Here is a 19,427-nt window from a genome sequence, read left to right as displayed (position 1 = left end):
CATTCTAACGCTCGCCACGCGTGCCCGCCGGATGCTTGCGGAAGGTCCACAAGGCATTGCCGACGTAATGCCAGCCGAGCAGGATGGCCGTCGTGACGATCTGCGCAATGAGGTAATGCACGCCCACGAGATCGACGAACAGATACATCAGCAGGGCATTCCAGCACAGACCCATGCCGGCGATCGCGAGGAAGCGCGGCAGCGCCTCGACGTGGGCGCGGTCGGAGCGGAACACGAGGCTGCGGTTCATCGTGTAGTTCACGAGCGCGCCGAGCAGGAACCCCGCGACCGATCCGACGATCGGATCGACGCCCGCGCCTTCGACCAGCGCGAGCAGCAGGGCGTAATGGGCGGCGGTGCCGACCGCTCCGACGGCGGCAAAGCGCAGGACGCGGCCGGCGTGGCCACGCAGACGATCGCGCACGCTCATTGCGGCGGACGCGGTTCGCGATCAGCGCCGACGAGCATGCGCCGGTCGCGCACGACGGCCAAGGCGACGCTTTCGCGCGCAACTTCACCGATGATCTCGCCCTTCACCGCCGTGTCGCAGTCCATGTGCGTCGGCGAGAGGAAGAAATCGGCGGCACGCCAGTCGCGCGTGACCTCCAGCCCCGGCGCGAGCCACGCCGCGCCTTGCACCGATTCGGCGCATACGGCGACGGTCCAGGTGCGCGGTGCGGCCCCCTCGGCCGCGACGCGGGCATTGAGGAGTCCCGCCGCCTCGCGCAGCGCGTCGCCCCAGTAGTCCTGCTCCCAGCGTCCTTCGGTGCCGCGCAGGCCGCCGGTGAGGCCGTTGTAGGCTACGTACTCGTATGGATGCAGGCGCACGAGCGTCACGAGATGCGTGACGGCGAGCAGCGCACAGACGCCCCCGGCCAGCACGCGCATGGCCGGAAACCGGGCAAGGCGCGCCGCGGTCGCAACGAGTCCCGCGCCGCCGAGCACCGCCAGCGGCGGCAGCAGGAAGGTGAAATGCCGGATGCCGTTGTAGAGCGGCGGCGCCGCGAGCAGCGTGTAGGTGAGCGGAAATGCGGCTGCGAGCGTCACCGGCAGCCAGCGCAGGGTCGCGCTGCGGCCCTTTTCCGACGCGAACAGGCCGGGGAGCGCGCGCAGCGCGCTCAGCAGGGCGAGCGCGACGCCGAGCAGGAACAACTCGGGCAGGCGCACGAGCAGATAGCTCGCGAGGTAGTGGCCGGGCACCTCGCCGTTCTTCATCACCGCGCCGTCGAGGATCGTGTACAGCTCGAAGGAGAAGCGCGAGAAGGTCGTCATCGCCTTCACGAGGTTGCCCCCCGATTGCACCGCCCACGGCCAGAAGAGGCCCAGCAGCGCGAACGCGAGCACGGCCGAAGGCAGCAGCGCAAGGATCGCGCGCCGCAGCACGGCGAGCCGCGCACGCAGATCCGCGCCGTTCAGCCAGGCCGCCGCGAGCACGGCGACCCCGAGGTAGAACACCGCGAACACGGCGCCGACGCGCAGGCCGAAGGCGCAGCCGAGCGCGATGCCAAGGCCGACGAGATCGCCCGCCTTCACTGCCGGCAGGCGGCTTGCGAAACGTGTCGTGAAATACAGCGACCACACCATCGTCGTCGCGAAGGGCACGTCCTTGGTGTGCGTGAACATCGCGCCGGACCACGCACCGGTCAGGGCGAGAAGCGCGAGGGCGACCAGCCCCGCGGCCTCGCCCATCAGCAGGCGCGCGAGCAGCCAGGTGCCCGCCAGCCCGAGCAGGCCGAAACCTGCCGACAGCAGGTGGCGCAGATCCCACACGTTCATCGGCACGACGCGCTCGAGCGCCGCGGCAATCAGGTCGAAGAGGCCGCCGTAGAGATAGAGGTTCTTGTAGGCGAAGGCGCTGCGGTCGGCGAAGCCCGAGGCGTAGAAGTCGAGCAGCAGGCGCCCGTAGACGTGCTGCACCTCCTCGTCGTTGCTGATGCCGTGCTGGTCGAACGCGAACAGCACATAGGCGCCGAGGACGGCGAACACGAGCAGCGCGAGGCGGAAGGCGAGCTGCGGCGACAAGATGCCTGCGGACGCGCCCGGCGCGCCCGGAACGACGGCACGATCGCTCACTTGGCCGCCTCGTCGAAGCCGATGCGCTCGGATACCAGGTACAGCGGCCGCTGCTTGACCTCGGTGAAGATGCGCCCGACGTATTCGCCGAGCACGCCCAGGCTGATCAGCTGGATGCCGGACAGGAACAGCACCGAGACGATGAGCGACGCGTAGCCGGGGACGTCGATGCCGAAGATCGCGGTGCGCACCACCAGCCAGCCGCCGTACAGCACGGACAGGCCGGAAATGCAGATCCCGACCATCGACCACACGCGCAGCGGCAGCGTGCTGAAGGCCGACAGCCCGTCGATCGCGTAGCGCAGCAGGCGCAGCAGCGACCAGGCGGACGCCCCCGCGGCGCGCTCGGCAGGCTCGAAGTCGATCGTCTCCTGGCGGAAGCCCACCCAGCTCGTGATGCCCTTCATGAAGCGGGTACGCTCGGGCAGGCTGTTGATGGCATCGACGACCGCGCGGTCGAAGAGGCGGAAGTCGCCGCCCCCCTCCTCCAGCGCGACTTCCGAGACACGCTTGAAGAGGCCGTAGAAGCCGCGCGAGAGCTGGCGCCGCAGCCAGGGATCGGTGTCGCGCGAGCGACGCACGGCGGTCACCATCTTCGCGCCGCTCTGCCAGCGCGCGAGCATCTCTGGGATGAGCTCGGGCGGATGCTGCAGGTCGCCGTCCATCAGCACGATGACGTCGCCGCGCGCCGCGCGCAGGCCGGCGGCCATCGCGGCCTCCTTGCCGAAGTTGCGCGCAAAGCGGATCGCCCGGATCGCGGGGTCGATGGCGGCCAGCGCCGCGACCTCGTCGAAGGTCGTGTCGCGGCTGCCGTCGTCGACGAAAACCAGTTCGTGCCCGGCCAAGGGCAAGCCGGCTATGGCCGCCTTCACGCGCCGGTGCAATTCCCCGAGCGAGCCGCTCTCGTTGTACAGCGGGATCACGACCGACAGCAGCGGTGGGGAAACGGGGGACGGAGCGGCACGCACGGGTGCGCGGGTGGTGGAAGCAGGCACGTTATTCCGGCGGATGATGGATGGGCGAGGCGCCAAACCTCGCAGGATAAACGCAAACGGGCGCTGGCGCGTTGACGCCGGAGCCGCTATAAGGAGGGCCATGAACGAACAGCCCTCCACCGACCGCCTTCCGGCCCGCCCGATCATCGTCTGCGCCGACGACTACGGCATCGCACCGGGCGTCAGCGAAGCGATCGCCGGACTGATCGCGGCCGGACGCCTGTCCGCGACGAGCTGCATGACTCCGCTGCCCGACTGGAAACGGCGCGCGGGCCTGCTGCGCAAAACCGTCGCGACGCATCCGGCCGACGTCGGGCTGCATCTCACGCTGACCGATCACGTGCCGCTCAGCGCGGCGACCGGATTCGCGCAGGCCGGCCGGCTGCCGTCGATGGGCCGGCTGCTTCCACGCGCGCTCGCACGGGCACTGCCGCGACAGGCGATACGCACCGAGCTGTGCGCGCAGCTGGACGCCTTCGAGGACGCCTGGAACGCCCCGCCCGACTACATCGACGGCCATCAGCACGCCCACGTGCTGCCGGGCATACGCGAGGTTGTCGTCGAGGAACTGTTGCGTCGCTACCCCGCCGGCTCGGTGTGGGTGCGCGATTGCTGCGAGCCGCTGACGCGCTGTCTGCAGCGTCGCACGGCCCTGCCGAAGGCCTTGCTGATCTCCACGCTCGGCGTCGGCCTGCACCGGCTGCTGCGCCGCCGCGGCCTGCCCGCGAACAGCGGCTTCGCGGGGCTGCACGACTTTTCCGGGCGGATCCCGTTCCGTACGCTGATGCAGTCCTTCCTCGCCGGCAGCGGGCCGCGGCCGCTTGTGCATGTGCACCCGGGCCGTGTCGATGACGAACTGCGCGCGTGCGACACGCTCACGACGCCGCGCGAGACCGAACTCGCCTACCTGGCCTCGCCCGCGTTCGCCGAGGACCTGGCTGCGGCGGGTCTGCATCCGGCACGCTTCGCCGCTTTCGCGCGCCCCGCGCCGGCGATCAGCCAGACCAGCCCGCCCGACGCGAGCAGCGGGTCGATCAGGTAGTCCCACAGGTTGCTCGATTCGAGCAGCTGCAGACGCCACATGGCGAGCGCGGCCGCGAGCGCCGTGGCGATCACCCACCGCCGCGCCGCAGCCGCCGCAAGCGCGACTGCGCCAACAGCCAGCGGCATCGCCGCACCGCCGTAGCCCCACGCATAGGGATCGACAGCCCCCAGCCCCAGCGCGGGCGGGTAGAACAACGGCCCGGTGACGGCAGCCAGCGCCGCAACGAGCACGCGCTCGCTGCGGGGAAACACGCATTCGCCCGCGCAGCGCGCGCACAGCAGGGCCGCGAGGGTTGCCACCGTCGCCACCGATGCGGCCCCGACGGCACCGCTCAGCACCGCCAGCAGGCTCGTTCCGCCAAAGGGCACCCACAGCAGCGTCGCGACTGCAAGGACCACCGCCGCGGCGGCTCCGGGCCGACCGCGCAGTCCCGGCACGCACAGTGCGAACGCACAGGCCCACGCGAGGGAGTCGAACAGCGCGGGGATCACAGTCTTTCCTCCAGCCAGGCCCGGTTGAAGCGCAGATGGCGGATGAAGGAGCGATTCCACGTATACACGAGGTGGAAGTCGCCGTCGGCGCCGCGCACGAGGTAGGGATAATCGTACTGCCAGGAGCAGGTCTCGCCGCGGCAGAGGTTCGCCTCGGCATTGCGCAACACGGAGTCCGTCGCCGGCCCCGGCCCGAGCGACTCGACGTCGCGCGTCAGCAGGGGGCGCAGCACGTCGGGGCCGAAGCTGCGGCCGAGGAACTCCTCGCGATCCTCGAAACGATGGATCGCGCGCCAGTGGCGGCCGTCGTCGTCGCTCACCAGGAGCGACAGGCGCAGCCGCTCGTCCTCGGTGTCGTTGGCCACCGCGATGAGGCGGCCGTCTTCCAGCGCGAGCGCGGCCAGCGCCGAATTCGGGTTCGCGAGATCGCTCGCCTCGACGGCGGACCACGTGCGCCCGCCGTCGCGCGTCTCGCTGCGCCAGGCGCGCGGCGGCTTGCTCTCGCCCGCAAAGCGCTGCAGCACGACCGCAGCCAGCGCATCCTTGACCAGGACCACCGGCTGCAGCGAACGGTTGCCGTGATCCAGACGCTGCTTGCGCCGCACCCGACCATCCGGCGTCAGCACGAGCAGTTCGCCGAACTTGCCGGCCATCTCGTGATACACCGGCAAACCGATGTCGCCGTCGGCGAAGAACACCGGGGCGCCCTTCGCGAGCGTGCTGAGGTTCAGGAACGGCGAGGCGACCAGCCGCGTCGCCGGAGCCCAGGTCCGCCCCTGGTCGGACGAACGGATCAGATTGAGGTGGCTGGTCGCCCAGCCGCCCACGGTCACGCTCACATACACGACCCACAGCTCGCCCGATGGCACCATGAAGGCGACCGGGTTACCCATCTTGCGCACGAGGCGGCCGAGATCGCGCGTCGTCTGCTCCGGCGTCGCGATCGTGAGCTGCTCGCCCCAGCGCCCGGCCGCCGGATCGAAGAAGGCGGCATGGACCTTCACGTCGGTCGCGCCCTCGCGCGAGCCGCCGAACCAGGCCGAGAACAGCCTTCCGTCGGGTAGCGCGGCGATCGAGGCGGCGTGCACGCGTGCCGGCTCGGCCGCATTCACGACGAAGCTCGCGAGCTGCGGCACGCTCGCCTCGCCACTGCGTGCCGGTGCCGCCGGGACGACGAAGCCCGCCGCCGGCGCAGTCTGAACCCCCGGCCAGGCCGCCCACACGCTCACGCCGGCGATCGCCGCGAAGGCCAGTGCACGCAGGCCGCGCGATGCTTTGCGATTCATTGCTGTCCTCCCCCCGTGACACGCAGCACGTAATGGCGCGACAAGGTCTGCTCGCGCCGGCCCGGATCGAGGAAGCGGATGTTGAGCCGCGTGACGCGGAACTCGGGGTTCTCGGCCAGCACCTCGACCCGCAGGCCGGCCTCCTCGATCGCCTTGCGTCCGCCCTCGCCCGCATACACCAGAACCGGCTCGCGGGCCGCCTTCAGCTCGTCCAGCGTCACAGGCCGGGTGAGTTGTCCGGTGTAGACATCGAAACTGTTCGCGCGCGCGTCGAGATGCCTCACCGCCCGGGTGTCGATGCCGCGCGCCTGCAAGGCCTGCGCCAGATTGTTGCCGGCCTGGTAGCGCAACAGCTGCGGATAGACGTTGAAGTTCTGCAGGAAATTGAACACCGCCGCCACCGCCACCGAAGCGAGCACCAGTCGCGCCATGCCCTGCGCCCGGCGCGCGAGGACGAGTCCTGCGACCGTCAATGCCACGGCACCGGCCGCGACGACGACGCGATCGAGCGGGAAGGCCCAGGCATTGAGCGCGAGCGCCAGCGCCCCCATCAGGCCCCACACCAGCCACTGCGCCAGTTTTGCGCCGCGCGGGGCCGGCGCCCGCATGCGCGGCACGAGCCAGGAGGCGAGCAGCACCGAGAACAGCGGCAGCAGGATGTTGAGGTAGTGCGGCAGCTTGAATCCGGAGCTCGAGATGATGCCGAACATCACCGCGATCGTGCCCAATGTCAGCATCTCCTGCCCGGGCACCGGCCGCAGCCGTGCCGCGACCAGTTCGCGCCCCCGCGCCCACACCGCCGCCGCGCCGAGCAGGCACCATGGCAGGAAGGCCCACAGGAAGGTGTGGAAGAAGAACAGCGGATCGCTCCCGCCCGCCGTGCCGAAGCGACCACCGGACAGGCGCTCGAAGTTCTGCGACCACAGGATGAACTTCACCCCGTCGATGCCGAATTGCTGGTAATAGGACCACAGCACCGGCGCCGCGAAGGCCAGGGTGAGCAGCGCCAGCACGAGCCAGCGCGGATCGAAGAGCCCGCGCCAGTCGCGGCGGTACAGCAGATGCACGAAGATCGCGATCGCCGGCATCGCCACGCCTATCATCCCCTTGGTCGCAAAACCCAGCGCGAGCCCCACTGCGGCGAGCACGAGGCTGGTCCAGCGACGGTAGTGCGCGAACTCCGCGAGCTGCCAGATCGAGAACGCGATCGCCGCGGTGAGCACCGCGTCCATGCGCACGTCGTTGTTCGCGAGGATGAAGGCGAGCGAACTCGCGAGCACGAGCGCCGCGACCCGTCCCACCTCGCGCGAATACAGCACACGCCCGAGGCCGTAGGTCGCATAGACGCCCAGTACGCTGAACAGCAGCGACGGCAGCTTGAACGCGAAGGTGGTGACGCCCAGCAGCTTGTAGGCGCCGGCCGCGAGCCAGAACAGCAGGTGCGGCTTGTCCAGGTAGGGTTCGCCCTGGGTCACGAGCGACGCATAGTCGCCCGTGAGGTGCATGTGCAGCGCGATCGTCGCGTGGTGCGCCGAATCGTTGTTCATCAGCGGCACGCAGAGGCCGCCCAGATACACCACGCCCAGCAGCAGGTAGAAGCCGTACAGGTTTCGGGAATCGGGCGTCACGATGGGTCGGGGCGGAAGCCTAAACAGGGAAACGTGGTCGGGAACCGCAGGCGCCGGCGGGGCGCAGGTCGCCGGGGCGCGCAATGTTATCATGCGCGGCTTGCGCCCCTGCGACCGCACCGCGACCGCACCCTCCTCCGCCCCATGCCTCCCGCACCGCCACCGTACATCGGCCGCTTCGCGCCCTCCCCGACCGGGCCGTTGCATTTCGGCTCGCTCGTCGCCGCGATCGGCAGCTATCTGGAGGCGCGCAGCCGCGGAGGTCGCTGGCTGCTGCGCATCGAGGACGTCGATGCCCCGCGCACGGTGCCCGGCGCCGCCGACGCCATCATCGCGACGCTGGCACGCTTCGGCTTCGATTGGGACGGCGAAATCGCCTGGCAGAGCCGACGACTGGACGCCTATCGCGCCGCATTCGAACAGCTCAGGGCCGCGGGCCACGTCTTCCCCTGCGCCTGCACGCGCCGCGAGATGGCCGACTCCGCGCTCGCGCGCGACGGCTCGCGCATCTATCCCGGCACCTGCCGCAAGGGCCTGCCGCCCGGGCGCAGCGCCCACGCGTGGCGGGTGCGCGCACAAGGCACGGTGACGTTCGACGACCGCGTGCAGGGCCGGCAGGAAGAGGATCTCGCACGCGACGTGGGCGACTTCGTCGTGCTGCGCGGCGACGGGCAGTTCGCCTACCAGCTCGCGGTGGTGGTCGATGATGCGGCCGCCGGCGTCACCGACGTCGTGCGCGGCGCCGACCTGCTCGGCTCGACCGGCCGCCAGATCCACCTGCAGCATCTGCTGGGCGTGCCGACGCCCGGTTACGCGCACCTGCCGGTGGTCGTCAATGCGGCGGGCGAAAAGCTCTCGAAGCAGACGCTCGCGGCGCCGATCGACGTCCTGCCGCAGGGCACGGCGCTTGCGGCGGCGCTCGCCTTCCTCGGCCACCCGCCGCCCGCCGAACTCGCGCACGGTCCCCTGGCCGGGCTATGGGCCTGGGCGATCGCGAACTGGAAGCTCGAACGCGTGCCGCGACGGACTCAGGCGCAGGCCCCGGCCGGACTGGCCGCCACGCTCTCCTGAAGCCGGGCTACCACGAAATCGGCTCACAGTCGCGGAAGAAGCCGCCGCTCGGCCCGTCGTCGGGCAAGGTCGCAGCCCACACCACGACTTCGACGCCCTCCTCGGGCAGGCGCGGCGCCTCCGACCCGCCGAGATCCGTGCGGCACCAGCCCGGGCACACCGAATTGACCTTGATCCGCGTCCCCGCGAGCTCCGCCGCGAGGATGCGCGTCAGCGCGTTGAGCGCCGTCTTCGACATGCGGTAGGCGGGCGTGCCCGCATCCATTTCCGCCAGCTGTCCCATGCTCGAGGCGACATTGACGATCCGCCCCGCGCGGCTCGCTCGCATCAGCGGCAGCAGCGCCTGCGTGAGGCGCAGCGTCCCGACCAGGTTCGTCTCCAGCGTCTCGCGCAGCTGTTCGAGCGGCAGCTCGAGGATGCTGGTCGAATGGCGGTCGATCAGGATGCCGGCGTTGTTGACGAGCACGTCGACGCGACCGAAGCGCGCCGCGATCCAGTCGCGCAGCGCGATCACCGATGCATCGTCGGTGATGTCGAGCTGATGCGGTTCGATGACGTGGCCGCTGAGGGCGAGCTTGGAGCGCAGCGGCTCCAGGTCCTCCGGGTTGCGCGCCGTGGCAACCACCAGATGCCCGTCCATCGTCGCGAGCCGGTGCGCCGCGGCACGCCCGAGCCCGCGGCTGGCCCCGCTGACGACGGTGATGATGCGCTCTTCCATGATGAAACTCCCCGTCCCGCACCGAAGCGCGGCACCTCCGGACGAGCATCAGGAACGCAAGCGGACGTTGAGCTGGTCGACGATCTCGGCCCAGTCCGCATCCTCCTTCAGCTCCTCGCTGAGGAAGGCCGCCTGCTGCGGCGACCAGAACGGCGCCCGGGCGAGCTCCACGTCGCGCGGCAAGGGCGCATGCGCGGCGATGAAGCGTTCGATCTCTGCTTCGTCGGAAGGCAGCCCGAGCTGGGCAAACAGATGGCTCATCGTGTGGAGCGGCTGTTCCATGGCACACCTCCAGGGAATGGGCGGCGCCTGCGCGTCGCCGGACACGCCTTTGGACTTTCACGCCGCGGTCGAGTTCAGCCCGGCACGGAATCAGTCGTGCCGGCTGCCGTAGCCGGCCACGCCGATCGCCAGGCGCACGAGTTGGTACGCCGCCCAGCTCGCGACCCGGCGCAGTCGCGACAGGCGCCCCCAGTCGCCGCTGCGCAGTTCATGCGCGCCATTCGCGCGCGCGCGCTCGAGGCTCGCGCGCAGACTCGCCGCAAAGCCGGCATCGTCGATCACCACATTTGCCTCGCGGGCGAGCAGCAGACTGAACGGATCGATGTTGCTCGACCCCACCGTCGCCCACCGCCCGTCGATCGCGGCCACCTTCGCGTGCATGACGCTCTGCCGGTACTCGAACAGGCGGATGCCGCGGGCGAGGAAGAAGGGGTACAGGGCTCGCGTCGCGTACAGCAGCATCGGGTGGTCCGACACTCCCTGCAGCAGCAGGACCACCTCCACGCCGCGTTCCGCGGCATCGACCAGCGCCTGGCGGAAGCGCCGTCCGGGGAAGAAATACGCGCACGCGATCACCACCTCGCGTCGCGCCGCGCCGATCGCATCGAGGTAGGCCTCCTCGATGTCGCGGCGATGGCGCAGGTTGTCCCGGATCAGGAAGCTCGCGCGCACGCTGCCCGCGGGATCGGTGCGCGCCGACGCAAGGAGCGGCTGCGGGCGCCGCTGCCGCAGCCCGGCCCAGGCAACCAGCCGCCACACGTGATGCACCGAGTGCAGGATGGGCCCGACCAGCGGCCCCTCGACGCGTACCGCGTAGTCGTAGCGCGGGTGCGGCGGACCGTCGGGCGTCAGGTCGTCGACGATGTTGATGCCGCCGACGAAGGCCACGCGCCCGTCGATGACGACGAGCTTGCGATGCAGGCGGCGCAGCCGGTGGCGCCGCATCGCGAAGACGCGCAGCTCGCGCCGGTAGATCTGCACGCTCACGCCGCTCGCTACCAGCCCCGGCATCAGCGAGCGCACGAAGCTGCGGCCGCCGAAGCCGTCCACCAGCACGCGCACCGCGACGCCGCGCGCGGCCGCACGGGCCAGCGCGGCCGCGACGCGCGCGCCGGCCTCGTCGTTCTCGAAGATATAGGTTTCGAGGAAGATCTCCCGCCTGGCACCTTCGACTTCCTGCAGCAAGGCTGGGAAATAATCGGCGCCGTTCTCCAGCAGGGTGATCGCATTGCCGCCGACGAAGGCGCTCACCCGGCGGGCTCCAGTTCCGCGGTCAGTGCGGCGTGATCGGAAATGCGTGACCAGGGAGGCCCGGAATGCACCGCTGCCTGCGTCACCGCGAAGCCCCGCACGTAGATGCGATCGAGCCGGAACACCGGCATCTTGCTCGGGAAGCTGCGCGGCGGACGGCCGCGTCCGGAATCGAACGCATCGCGGACGTGCAGGCGCTCGACCAACAGGTCCTGCGCCCGGTTGCGCCAGTCGTTGAAGTCGCCCGCGATGATCAGCGGCGCGCCGTCCGGCGCCAGCCGCTCCATGCGATCCGCGAGCGCCTCCATCTGCCGCCGCCGGCTGCCCGCGAAGAGCCCCAGGTGCGCACACACGCAGTGCACCGGCTGCGCCATGCCGGGCATCTGCACCTCGCAATGCAGCAGACCGCGACGCTCGAAGCGGTGGTCGGAGACGTCCTGATTGCTCGCCGAAACGATGGGGAAGCGGCTCAGGATCGCGTTGCCGTGGTGGCCATGGTCATACACGGCGTTGCCGCCGTAGGCGGTCTGGTGCCACACGTCCTGGGCGAGGAACTCGTGCTGCGGGGGCTCGGGCCAGTTCGCATGACGGCTCGCGTGCCCCAGATGCAGGCCCTGGACCTCCTGCAGGAACACGAGGTCGACGTCGAGGCTGCGCAGGCGGTCGCGCAGCTCGTGGATCACCATGCGGCGATTGAACTGCGAGAAGCCCTTGTGGATGTTGTAGGTGCAGATGCGCAGCTTCATGCTCCGGCCTCCGCACCGTCGGTCACGACACCGCCAGCATCCGGTCCAGCGCCACCTTGGCGAGTTCGGCCTCGTGCGGCGGCACCTGGATGTGATTGACGATCCTGCCGTCGGCGAGGTTCTCCAGCGTCCACGCCAGATGCTGCGGATCGATGCGCTGCATCGTCGAGCACATGCACACCGTCGGCGCCATGAACTGCACGATCTTGCCTTCCGGCTTCACTTCCTCGGCCAGGCGATTGACCAGGTTCAGCTCCGTGCCGACCAGCCAGTGCGTGTTCGGCGCCGCGTTCTTGATCACGTTGATGATGTACTCGGTCGAACCGACGTAATCCGAATTCACGCACACCTCGAGGCTGCTTTCCGGGTGCGAGATCACCAGGCCCTCGGGATGCTGCATGCGCCAGCGGCGGATATGGCTTTCCTGGAACATCTGGTGCACCGAGCAGTGCCCCTTCCACAGCAGGATCTTCGCATTGCGGATCTGCTCCGGCGTGAGGCCGCCGTATTCCAGGTCGGGATCCCACACCACCATCTGCTCCAGCGGGATGCCCTTCTTGTAGCCGGTCCAGCGCCCCAGATGCTGGTCGGGGAAGAACAGCACCTTCTCGCGCTGCGCGAAGGCCCAGTCGAGGATCACCGGCGCGTTCGTCGAGGTGCACACGATGCCGCCGTGCTCGCCGCAGAAGGCCTTCAGGTCGGCCGCCGAGTTGATGTAGGTCACCGGCGTGATGAGCGTGTCCGGCGTGCCGAGCACTTCGCGCAACTCGCGCCAGCAGCGCTCCACCTTGGCGAGGTTCGCCATGTCCGCCATCGAGCAGCCGGCCGCGAGGTCGGGCAGGATGGCCTTCTGGTGCGGCTGCGACATGATGTCGGCCACCTCGGCCATGAAATGCACGCCGCAGAACACGATGAATTCGGCGTCGGTCTGCGAGGCGAGCCGCGACAGCTTCAGCGAGTCGCCGGTGAGGTCGGCGTGCTGGTACACGTCGGCACGCTGGTAGTGATGGCACAGCAGCACGGCGCGCTCGCCCAGGCGGGCACGTGCGGCACGAATGCGCTCCTGGGCCTCGTCGTCGCGCAAGGCATTGAAACGGTCGAAACTGATGGTCGCGGTCTGCATCGTCTTCGGTATTTCTGTCGCAAGAATCATCAATCAAACCGGCAGCGTGCCGGCGGTTCAAACGGGCGAACGGGCGCGTTCAGCCCTGCTGCCAGGGCAGCCCGGCGTGGCGCCAGCCGCCGATGCGGTTGCGCTGGCCGTTCGCATCGCGGTCGCCCTCGAATCCCTCGAGCACGTTGTAGCAGCTCTGGTAACCGGCCTCGGTCGCGGCGCGCGCCGCCTTGTCCGAGCGCGCCCCCGAACGGCACAGGAACATCACCAGCGCCTCGGGGTCGACCTCGCGCTTGAACTGCGCGAGGAAGTGCGCGTTGGGCACATTGCCCGGATAGCTCATCCACTCGATCTCGACCGCACCGGGCACGCGACCGACCCAGTCCCATTCGGCACGCGTACGCACGTCGACCAGCTTCGCGCCGGGCGCGAGCCGCCACACCTCGCAGGCCTCGGCCGGGGTGAACGCGCCCGCGTACGGGAGCTTCATCTCCTGCGCACGCTGCTGGGCGAGGCGGAGCAGGTCGGTCAACTTTCCCATTGCATCCATCCGGATAGAATTGCTCGATCGGAACCTGAGTATACCCATACCGCTGGCGCCATGGACCACCCGACATCAGGCAAGTCGCGCGGAAGCCCCCCCGACGAGGCACGCAGCCGCGGCATCCAGCGCGTCGCGCTCGTCGCGATCGCCACGAACACCGCGCTAACCATCGGCCAGATCGCGGTCGGACTGTTCGCCAACGCCTTCAGTCTCGTCGCCGACTCCGCGCACACGCTGTCCGACCTGTTCACCGATCTCCTCGTGCTGATGGCCGGGCGACGCGGCGCCGAACCGGCCGACCGCGACCACCCCTACGGCCACGGGCGCATCGAGACGGCCGTCTCGCTGCTCCTCGGGCTCGTGCTCGCCGGCGTGGGCATGGGCTTCCTGTGGAGTTCGGGCCTGCGCCTTCAGCACATGGACGCGGCCCTGCCACTGCACCCGGCCGCACTCGGCATGGCGCTCGCGACCCTCGTCGCGAAGGAGCTCCTGTTCCGCTACACCCTCACCGCGAGCCGGCGGCTGAAGGCGCCGGTGCTCGAAGCCAACGCCTGGCACGCGCGCTCGGACGCTGCGTCCTCGCTGGTCGTCGCCGCAGGCATCGGCGGCGGCCTGGCCGGCTACCCATTTCTCGAACCACTCGCGGCCGCGGTCGTCGGCTTCCTGATCCTGCACATGGGAGTGAGACTCGGATGGAAGGCCGTGCGCGAACTCATCGACACCGGCCTGTCGGAGCAGGACGTGGCACGCATCCGCGACACCATCCGTGCAACCCCGGGCGTCATCGGCCTGCACGACCTGCGCACCCGCCGCATGGCCGACCGCGTGCTGTGCGACGCCCACATCCAGGTCGACCCGCGCATCACCGTGTCCGAAGGGCACCAGATATCCGACACCGTGTACTTCCGCGTGCGCGCCGCACACCCCGAAGTGCGGGAGGTCCTGGTGCATGTGGATGCCGAGAACGATGCGGCGATGCAGGGCACCGGGCTCGCGCCGCTGCCCGAACGCACCGAAATCGTGCATACCCTCGAAACCCTTTTCGACCGCCCGCTCGCGACACCTCCGCGCGTGCTGATCCACTACCTCGGCGACCGTATCGAGGCCGAGGTGATCCTCGGCGCGACCGACCTCGACGGCATCCCCCGCGACGAGCTGCGCCTGCGCATCGACACGCTGCTCGCCGAACGTCCGCACTACCGCACCATCACCATTCTGGGCAGGATTGCACCATGACAGTGCGCGCATCGCACATTGCGCACACTTTCGGTGCATTCTGATGATATTCCGCCATCCCGCCCTGGCTTCGCGCACGCCCCAGCCTCTCCCGCCCCGGCGCAACCACCGCCGCATCGCCCGCGTACACGCGCGTCCGCGATACGCGCGCCCGCCCTTGTGGCACAATGCCCGACAACGTCGAACTTGCGCATGGCACGGATACTGCTTACATCCGCTCCATCGGAAGTTTCCGTCACCAACAACCGCTTTCGCCTCTTTTCACCAGGAGTGAATATGAACGCTCAAGACGTCATGAAGATGATCCAGGAAAACGAAGTCCGCTTCGTCGACCTGCGCTTTACCGATACCCGTGGCAAGGAACACCACGTCGGCCTGCCCGTTTCGGCGTTCGAGGAAGATCACTTCGAGCACGGCCACCCCTTCGACGGCTCCTCGCTGGCCGGCTGGAAGGGCATCCAGGCCTCCGACATGATCCTCCTGCCGGAAGCACGCACCGCCTACATCGACCCGTTCTTCGACGAAACCACCCTCGTCCTGACCTGCGACGTCATCGAGCCGTCGGACGGCAAGGGCTATGACCGCGACCCGCGCTCGATCGCCAAGCGCGCCGAGGCCTACCTGAAGAGCACCGGCCTGGGCGACACCGCCTTCTTCGGCCCGGAACCCGAATTCTTCATCTTCGACGCCGTCGAGTGGTCCGTCGACATGTCGGGCGTGTACAGCAAGATCATCTCGGAAGAAGCCGCGTGGTCGACCGCCGACAAGTTCGAAGGCGGCAACACCGGCCACCGTCCGCGCGTCAAGGGCGGCTACTTCCCGGTTCCCCCGGTCGACAGCCTGAACGACGTGCGCGCCGCCATGGTGCTCGCGCTCGAAGCCGCCGGCGTGCCGGTCGAAGTGCATCACCACGAAGTCGCGAACGCCGGCCAGTGCGAGATCGGCACCAAGTTCAGCACGCTGACCCAGCGCGCCGACTGGACCCAGATCCTCAAGTACATCGTGCATAACGTTGCGCACCAGTACGGCAAGACGGCGACCTTCATGCCGAAGCCGATCGTCGGCGACAACGGCTCGGGCATGCACGTGCACCAGTCGATCTGGAAGGACGGCCAGAACCTGTTCGCGGGCAACGGCTACGCCGGCCTGTCGGAAACCGCCCTGTACTACATCGGCGGCATCATCAAGCACGCTCGCGCGCTGAACGCGATCACCAACCCGGGCACCAACTCGTACAAGCGCCTCGTGCCGCACTACGAAGCCCCGACCAAGCTGGCCTACTCGGCACGCAACCGTTCGGCCTCGATCCGCATCCCCTACACCGCCAACCCGAAGGGCCGCCGCATCGAAGCGCGCTTCCCGGATCCCCTGGCCAACCCGTACCTGTGCTTCGCCGCGCTGATGATGGCCGGCCTGGACGGTATCCAGAACAAGATCCACCCGGGCGATCCGGCCGACAAGAACCTGTACGACCTGCCGCCGGAAGAGGATGCATTGATCCCGACCGTGTGCACCAGCCTCGACCAGGCGCTCGAGTACCTCGACAAGGACCGCGAATTCCTGACCCGTGGCGGCGTGTTCTCGAACGACTTCATCGATGCGTACATCGCGCTGAAGATGGAAGAAGTCGACCGCATGCGCATCACCACCCACCCGGTGGAATTCGACATGTACTACAGCCTGTAATCCCCGGATTGCGCTGAGTCGAAGAGGGACGGGCATTGCCCGTCCCTTTTTTCTGGGGTCTAATGCCCCACGTATGCGTTGCGGGAGGGCCAGCCGCCACTCCGGACGCATCCCAGACTCACCGACCGACGGACATGCGAACACTTCCGGTACTGCTCCTTCTGCTCGCATCACCCCTGGCCCAGGCTCAGGTCTTCAAGTGCGTCGACGCCAACGGCGCCGTCACCTACACCAACGACCGCAACCAGGGCCGCGGCTGCAAGCAGCTCAGCGACGACCAGGCCGTCTCTTCGGTTCCCTCCCCACCCAAGCGCTCGTCCGCACAGCCGACGCCGTCGAACTTCCCCCGCGTCGCCCCCGATGCCCAGCGTGCCCGCGACGACACCCGGCGCCAAGTGCTGGAAAAGGAGCTCGCCACCGAGGAAGCCGCCCTTGCCGAAGCCCAGAAAGCCGTCACCGAGCAGGAAGGGCGTTACCAGGGCGCAGAGCGTCGGCTGCCTGTCGTCCAGGCCCGCCTGCAACCGCTGCGCGACACGGTCGAACTGCACCAGCGCAACATCGAGGCCCTCAGGAAGGAACTCGGCAACCTGAAGTAAGGGGGCGGCTGCCTGGCGTGTTTTTTGCGAGACCCGAGGGGATTCCGAGAACACACCCATGCCCAACACACCCAAACCCCCCGGTCTCGCAGGCCCCTTCGCCGGACTCGACCTGCTCTCGTCGGCCGTCGTCGTCGTCGACGACCACCTGCTGATCCGCTACCTCAACGCCGGCGCGGAGAACCTCTTCGCCGTCAGCCACCGCCGCCTCATCGGCGCGCCGCTGTCGCAGCTCCTCGGCGAACCCGCCGGCCTGGCCGCCGCGCTCGACAACGCGCTGCGCAAGAACTGGAGCTATACCGGGCAGGACCTGAAGATCGCCCGCCCCGACGCCGAACCGCTGCATGTCGACTGCACCGTGAGCCCGGCCGAGGCGGCCGGCCTGCGCCTGCTCCTGGAGTTCCGCCCCATCGACGCGCAACTGCGCGTCGCGCGCGAGGAACAGCTGCTGCAACAGCAGCAGGCCAACCGCGAGCTGATCCGCAACCTCGCGCACGAGATCAAGAACCCGCTCGGCGGCATCCGCGGCTCGGCACAGCTGCTCGAGCGCGAGCTCGCCGATCCGCAGCTGCGCGAATACACCGAGGTCATCATCGCCGAGGCCGACCGCCTGCAGGACCTGATGAACCGGCTGCTGACCTCGCACTGCATGATGCGGCCGGACCAGCTCAACATCCACGACGTGCTCGAACGCGTGCGCCGCCTGATCCTCGCCGAGTTCCCCGAGATCGCGATCCGCCGCGACTACGACACGAGCCTGCCCGAGGTCACCGCCGACCGCGAACAGCTCATCCAGGCCATCCTCAACATCGCGCGCAATGCCGCGCAGGCGCTGGAAGGCCGCGGCGAGATCCGCCTGCGCACGCGCGTCGCACGCCAGGTCACCCTCGCGAAGCGCCGCTACAAGCTGGCACTGGAATTGCAAGTGATCGACAACGGCCCCGGCATCCCGGAGGAGATCCGCGACAAGATCTTCTATCCGCTGGTCTCGGGGCGCGAAGGGGGGAGCGGCCTCGGTCTGTCGCTGGCACAGAGCTTCGTCGAGCAACATCAGGGCATGATCGAAGTCGAAAGCCGCAAGGGCCGCACCTGCTTCACCATCCTGTTGCCGATCATCGACCGTGCCTGACGCCCCAGGATGCGGCACGATCGCACCAAAAAGGTGCATTAGAGTATGAATACCGTCTGGATCGTTGATGATGACCGCTCCATCCGCTGGGTGCTGGAAAAGGCGCTCGGCCGCGAGGACATCCCGCACCGCAGTTTCTCGTCCGCAAACGAGGCGCTGTCCGCGCTGGAGATCGAACCGGTCCCGCCCAAGGTACTGATTTCCGACATCCGCATGCCCGGCGAGTCGGGCCTCGGCCTGCTCAAGCGCGTGAAGACGCTGCACCCGCAGTTGCCGGTCATCATCATGACCGCATACTCGGACCTGGAGAGCGCGGTGTCGGCCTTCCAGGGCGGCGCCTTCGAATACCTGCCCAAGCCTTTCGACGTCGATCAGGCCGTTGCACTGGTTCAGCGCGCGATCGCGCAGAGCGCGCACCAGAAAGGTGCATCTGAAAGCACTGCGCTCGCCCCCGAAATCCTCGGCCAGGCGCCGGCGATGCAGGAGGTGTTCCGCGCCATCGGCCGCCTCGCCCAGTCCCACGCCACCGTGCTGATCAACGGCGAATCGGGCTCCGGCAAGGAACTCGTCGCCCGCGCGCTGCACCGCCACAGCCCGCGCTCGGACGCCCCCTTCATCGCGATCAACACCGCGGCGATCCCGCGCGACCTGCTCGAATCGGAGCTCTTCGGCCACGAACGCGGCGCCTTCACCGGAGCGGCCGCGCAGCGGCGCGGACGCTTCGAGCAGGCAGACGGGGGCACCCTCTTCCTCGACGAAATCGGCGACATGCCCGCCGAACTGCAGACGCGCCTGCTGCGCGTGCTCTCGGACAACCACTTCTACCGTGTCGGCGGCCAGCAGCCGATCCGCGCCAACGTCCGCGTCATCGCCGCGACCCACCAGAACCTCGAGGACCGTGTCCGCCAAGGCCTGTTCCGCGAAGACCTGTTCCACCGCCTTAACGTCATTCGCCTGCGCCTGCCGCCGATGCGCGAGCGCCGCGAGGACATCCCGCTGCTGGTCCGGCACTTCCTGCAGAAGAGCGCTCAGGATCTCGGCGTCGCGCCCAAGCGCGTGTCCGACGCCGCGATCAAGTACCTGCAGGCCCTGCCCTTCCCCGGCAACGTGAGGCAGCTGGAAAACCTGTGCCACTGGCTCACCGTGATGGCGCCCGGCCAGGTCGTCGAGATCGCCGACCTGCCGCCCGACATGAAGGCGCAGCCCGACCGCGAGGCCCCCATCAGCTGGGCGGACGGGCTTGCGCTGGAAGCCGACCGCCTGATCGCGACCTCGCCGGGCGAAGTGTTCGACCGCCTCACGCGCGACTTCGAACGCACGCTGATCCGCCGCGCGCTCGGCGCAACCGGCGGCCGCCGCATCGAAGCCGCGCAACTCCTGGGAATCGGCCGCAACACCATCACGCGCAAGATCCAGGAGCTCGGCATGGACGACGAACGCCCGGCGCCACCGCCCGCCTGACGCCGCATGGCCCGTCGGCGGGACGACGGCACGTGGCCGTGCGCAGGCGCCGATCTCCCCTGTGGGAGCGGCTTC

General features: G+C 69.0%; 18 protein-coding genes. 7 read left to right on the top strand and 11 right to left on the bottom strand.

Annotated elements, in window-relative coordinates; translation table 11 throughout:
- Positions 1-4 precede the first annotated feature (4 nt).
- From U5817_RS03215 to U5817_RS03205, 3 genes are read right to left on the bottom strand one after another with little or no spacing between them, the layout of a single operon-like run.
- Positions 5-430 carry a GtrA family protein gene (locus U5817_RS03215; RefSeq protein ID WP_407279697.1) on the bottom strand — a complete coding sequence of 142 codons (426 nt, stop codon included), beginning with the start codon at positions 428-430 and terminating at the stop codon, positions 5-7.
- Positions 427-2,073 carry a glycosyltransferase family 39 protein gene (locus tag U5817_RS03210; protein WP_407279696.1) on the bottom strand — a complete coding sequence of 549 codons (1,647 nt, stop codon included), beginning with the start codon at positions 2,071-2,073 and terminating at the stop codon, positions 427-429. The genes U5817_RS03215 and U5817_RS03210 overlap by 4 nt, the downstream gene beginning before the upstream one ends.
- A complete protein-coding gene (locus U5817_RS03205) occupies positions 2,070-3,068 on the bottom strand; it encodes a glycosyltransferase family 2 protein (protein WP_339380109.1) in 999 nt (332 codons plus the stop codon). Before U5817_RS03205 ends, U5817_RS03210 begins: the two co-directional genes overlap by 4 nt.
- Before the next feature lie 100 nt (positions 3,069-3,168).
- On the opposite strand from U5817_RS03205, the gene U5817_RS03200 reads away from it, so the two are divergent.
- Positions 3,169-4,110, top strand: coding sequence for a ChbG/HpnK family deacetylase (locus tag U5817_RS03200; protein WP_169132097.1), 942 nt, complete (start codon positions 3,169-3,171; stop codon positions 4,108-4,110).
- A 490-nt stretch (positions 4,111-4,600) separates the two neighbouring features.
- Here the strand turns inward: U5817_RS03200 and U5817_RS03195 are convergent, their stop codons facing one another.
- Both U5817_RS03195 and U5817_RS03190 read right to left on the bottom strand, forming a co-directional pair.
- Entirely contained in the window at positions 4,601-5,890 is a 1,290-nt protein-coding gene (locus U5817_RS03195) for an exo-alpha-sialidase (protein ID WP_407279695.1), read from the bottom strand.
- A complete protein-coding gene (locus U5817_RS03190) occupies positions 5,887-7,518 on the bottom strand; it encodes an ArnT family glycosyltransferase (RefSeq protein WP_407279694.1) in 1,632 nt (543 codons plus the stop codon). The genes U5817_RS03195 and U5817_RS03190 overlap by 4 nt, the downstream gene beginning before the upstream one ends.
- A gap of 144 nt (positions 7,519-7,662) precedes the next feature.
- On the opposite strand from U5817_RS03190, the gene gluQRS reads away from it, so the two are divergent.
- Positions 7,663-8,589 carry a tRNA glutamyl-Q(34) synthetase GluQRS gene (gene gluQRS / locus U5817_RS03185; protein WP_407279693.1) on the top strand — a complete coding sequence of 309 codons (927 nt, stop codon included), beginning with the start codon at positions 7,663-7,665 and terminating at the stop codon, positions 8,587-8,589.
- Positions 8,590-8,596: 7 nt separating this feature from the next.
- On the opposite strand, the gene U5817_RS03180 is transcribed toward gluQRS, so the two are convergent.
- From U5817_RS03180 to U5817_RS03155, 6 genes are all read right to left on the bottom strand, one after another.
- Positions 8,597-9,307 carry an SDR family oxidoreductase gene (locus U5817_RS03180; protein WP_407279692.1) on the bottom strand — a complete coding sequence of 237 codons (711 nt, stop codon included), beginning with the start codon at positions 9,305-9,307 and terminating at the stop codon, positions 8,597-8,599.
- A 48-nt stretch (positions 9,308-9,355) separates the two neighbouring features.
- A complete protein-coding gene (locus tag U5817_RS03175; protein WP_169132102.1) occupies positions 9,356-9,589 on the bottom strand; it encodes a DUF2789 domain-containing protein in 234 nt (77 codons plus the stop codon).
- A 90-nt stretch (positions 9,590-9,679) separates the two neighbouring features.
- Positions 9,680-10,840, bottom strand: a complete 1,161-nt coding sequence (clsB, locus tag U5817_RS03170) for a cardiolipin synthase ClsB (RefSeq protein WP_407279691.1) — start codon at positions 10,838-10,840, stop codon at positions 9,680-9,682.
- Positions 10,837-11,586: an endonuclease/exonuclease/phosphatase family protein gene (locus U5817_RS03165; protein WP_407279690.1), complete on the bottom strand. Its 750-nt coding sequence runs from the start codon at positions 11,584-11,586 to the stop codon at positions 10,837-10,839. Before U5817_RS03165 ends, clsB begins: the two co-directional genes overlap by 4 nt.
- A gap of 22 nt (positions 11,587-11,608) precedes the next feature.
- The gene (nadA, locus tag U5817_RS03160; protein ID WP_407279689.1) at positions 11,609-12,709 is read right to left on the bottom strand and encodes a quinolinate synthase NadA; all 1,101 of its coding nucleotides are present in this window, start codon (positions 12,707-12,709) and stop codon (positions 11,609-11,611) included.
- 79 nt (positions 12,710-12,788) lie between these two features.
- Positions 12,789-13,241 carry a rhodanese-like domain-containing protein gene (locus tag U5817_RS03155; protein ID WP_169132106.1) on the bottom strand — a complete coding sequence of 151 codons (453 nt, stop codon included), beginning with the start codon at positions 13,239-13,241 and terminating at the stop codon, positions 12,789-12,791.
- A 60-nt stretch (positions 13,242-13,301) separates the two neighbouring features.
- Between U5817_RS03155 and U5817_RS03150 the strand changes: the two genes are divergently transcribed.
- From U5817_RS03150 to ntrC, 5 genes are all read left to right on the top strand, one after another.
- Positions 13,302-14,480, top strand: a complete 1,179-nt coding sequence (locus U5817_RS03150; protein ID WP_407279688.1) for a cation diffusion facilitator family transporter — start codon at positions 13,302-13,304, stop codon at positions 14,478-14,480.
- Positions 14,481-14,756: 276 nt separating this feature from the next.
- Positions 14,757-16,166, top strand: a complete 1,410-nt coding sequence (gene glnA / locus U5817_RS03145) for a type I glutamate--ammonia ligase (RefSeq protein ID WP_169132108.1) — start codon at positions 14,757-14,759, stop codon at positions 16,164-16,166.
- A 134-nt stretch (positions 16,167-16,300) separates the two neighbouring features.
- Entirely contained in the window at positions 16,301-16,762 is a 462-nt protein-coding gene (locus U5817_RS03140) for a DUF4124 domain-containing protein (RefSeq protein ID WP_407279687.1), read from the top strand.
- A gap of 58 nt (positions 16,763-16,820) precedes the next feature.
- Complete coding sequence (glnL, locus tag U5817_RS03135; RefSeq protein ID WP_407279686.1) at positions 16,821-17,891, top strand: nitrogen regulation protein NR(II); 1,071 nt, start codon at positions 16,821-16,823, stop codon at positions 17,889-17,891.
- Positions 17,892-17,936: 45 nt separating this feature from the next.
- Complete coding sequence (gene ntrC / locus U5817_RS03130; RefSeq protein WP_169132111.1) at positions 17,937-19,352, top strand: nitrogen regulation protein NR(I); 1,416 nt, start codon at positions 17,937-17,939, stop codon at positions 19,350-19,352.
- The last annotated feature ends 75 nt before the right edge of the window (positions 19,353-19,427 follow it).

Origin of the sequence: Aromatoleum evansii, assembly GCF_045689615.1 — a bacterium.
Taxonomy (GTDB): Bacteria; Pseudomonadota; Gammaproteobacteria; order Burkholderiales; family Rhodocyclaceae; genus Aromatoleum; species Aromatoleum evansii.
Note: the sequence above shows the minus strand (reverse complement) of the source record. Positions and strands in the feature narration are given on the sequence as shown.